The sequence below is a fragment of the Chamaesiphon polymorphus CCALA 037 genome, from assembly GCF_003003845.1.
In the GTDB taxonomy this organism is placed as follows: Bacteria; Cyanobacteriota; Cyanobacteriia; order Cyanobacteriales; family Chamaesiphonaceae; genus Chamaesiphon; species Chamaesiphon polymorphus.
In genome coordinates, this window is sequence record NZ_PVWO01000746.1 from 1 (window position 1) to 2049 (window position 2049).

A 2049-nucleotide genomic window follows, 5' to 3' on the forward strand; every position below is an offset into this window, starting at 1 on the left:
ATCCACCCCTCTCCCCACCTCATTGTGCTTCTTCAATCTCTAAAAGGCTAACAATCACTCCCGCGATCGGAATTGCTAAGAAGACGCCGAGTACTCCCGACACTCGCGTCCCCACTAGCAGCGCAAAAAATACCACTACAGGATTGAGATGCACCGTACTTTGCATCACCCGTGGCGACACAAAATTATCTTGTAACTGTTGGAGCACCACACAAATTGCAAATACCTTGAGTGCCGTCAGCCAACCGCTTTGAACCAAAATAATCAAGCAGACAAAGCTCCCACCTAAAGTTGCCCCAATCCCCGGAATTAAGTCAAATACTCCAATCGTTACGGCTAGTAAAAATGAAAATGGGATTTGAAACACTACAAATACTAGAAATGTAGCGACACTGAGAAGAAACGAAATCAGCAATTGTCCGCGCAAAAATCCAACAAAATTTTTCTGCACGGCGATCGCCACTCGACTGCGATGCCGCTCGGGGACTAGTTTTAGCACGAGTTGCCAGAGCTTGGCACCATCGATGAGCATGAAAAAGGCAATGACAATGACAATGATACAAGTGACATAATTTTGGAGCAGAACGGGCACAGAATTTACCGCCCAATTTAAGCCAAATTCAAATGCCGTGCGAATCTGATCGGAAATCGCATCTAAATCTAGCTTAATATTGGCGGCTGTTAGCGTACTCTGAAACCGATCGAGTGGATTGTCGGCGCGATTGAAGGACTGGAGTAGTAATGTCGCCAATTGTTGAATTTGATTACTCAATGTCAACCCGATGGCGATCGCCAGCACGACGATCGTCAGCAGGCTCAAGGCAATCACCATGCCTAGCGCAATATTTCGACCCACAAATCGCTGGAAATAGGACAGTGGATAATTTAGCAACAGTGCCAAAATTGACGAAAACGCAAATACAAAAATTACGTACTCAAAATATTGAAATAATGTAACACCCGCCCATCCCGCACAAAAAAACAGTAAAAAGCGCACGAGGGTATTGGTACCGATTTGATGTCCTAGATGTCGATGAATCGGTGGTTCTGGCTCTTTGTCCACAGTGGTTCGTGCTCCTTGGATGATACTCGATCGCGGATCTTGTCGTTTGCCAAGTTTGTGCGGCAAATCCAAAGGCGATCGCCACAAGATTGTCTAACAGTTACGACTAACTTAGCAAATTTGAGGATCTCACCGCTGCCAACCGCCTCCAAACAATAATACTTTCAATCGATCGGTATCTTTGCAATCGAAACCTTGAAAAGTCGGCAGAGAAAAATTGGGATTGAAAATTAACCACTCATGAAACCGAACATCGAGAAATCATCAGCATTTAAGATCGACTGCTTCATCATCTTGGTGGCAATCGACACCTTAATTACCCAAAGAGCGAAGACCGCACCGTGGATAGAAGATGGAGCTGAGGTACTAGCCAAGATCGTAGCTGTGATTTTGGTTATCCCGATCGCATCGATATTGGGCTTTTTTACAGTCGAACCCGATCGGGTAGTCGTGTGAATCCTCTCTCACCTCGCCTACGCCAGGTTTTTATTACGCCTAGACCAGTAATTCGATCGGATTTTAGAAAAGTGATCGGCGGATGACTTGAGAAGTATCAACGCCCAAATCGAATATTTGCTTGCCAATGCTGTCAAAAAATCCGGTCGATCGCAAAAACCTATAAATTCACCCGATCTGAATGATGATGCCGAATCTACTTCATAAGGAATCTCTATCGATCGCCCACAGTCCCCCACGACAGCCGATTTCCTTCAGGGAAATCGCGATCTTTTCAATTCCACGATTGCCATCTAACCGCTTTGCTTCGTTAATAGCTCTAAATTTTGGTCGCAATTGACTCTTTGCTATCTATAACCGACTAATTTTCACGAGTAATTACTTGCAAACACTTACCCAGAGCCACATTTAAAGGCTAATTATCATCAGTGGTGAAAGAATTTTAAAAAAAGAGTTGACAAACCCATTCAGGCAGGATATATTAGTAAAGCGGTCGAGGGAAACAGCGACACGGAAACGGCGAAAGCCGC

2 protein-coding genes are annotated in these 2049 nt (G+C 44.7%); one reads left to right on the forward strand and one right to left on the reverse strand.

What is annotated here, in order from left to right:
- Positions 1-19 precede the first annotated feature (19 nt).
- Positions 20-1129 (reverse strand): AI-2E family transporter, encoded by a 1110-nt coding sequence (locus C7B77_RS28915; protein WP_245894529.1) that lies wholly within the window; start codon positions 1127-1129, stop codon positions 20-22.
- A 174-nt stretch (positions 1130-1303) separates the two neighbouring features.
- Between C7B77_RS28915 and C7B77_RS28920 the strand changes: the two genes are divergently transcribed.
- On the forward strand, positions 1304-1519 hold the full coding sequence (locus tag C7B77_RS28920; protein WP_106313207.1) for a hypothetical protein: 216 nt from the start codon (positions 1304-1306) through the stop codon (positions 1517-1519).
- Positions 1520-2049: the final 530 nt, after the last annotated feature.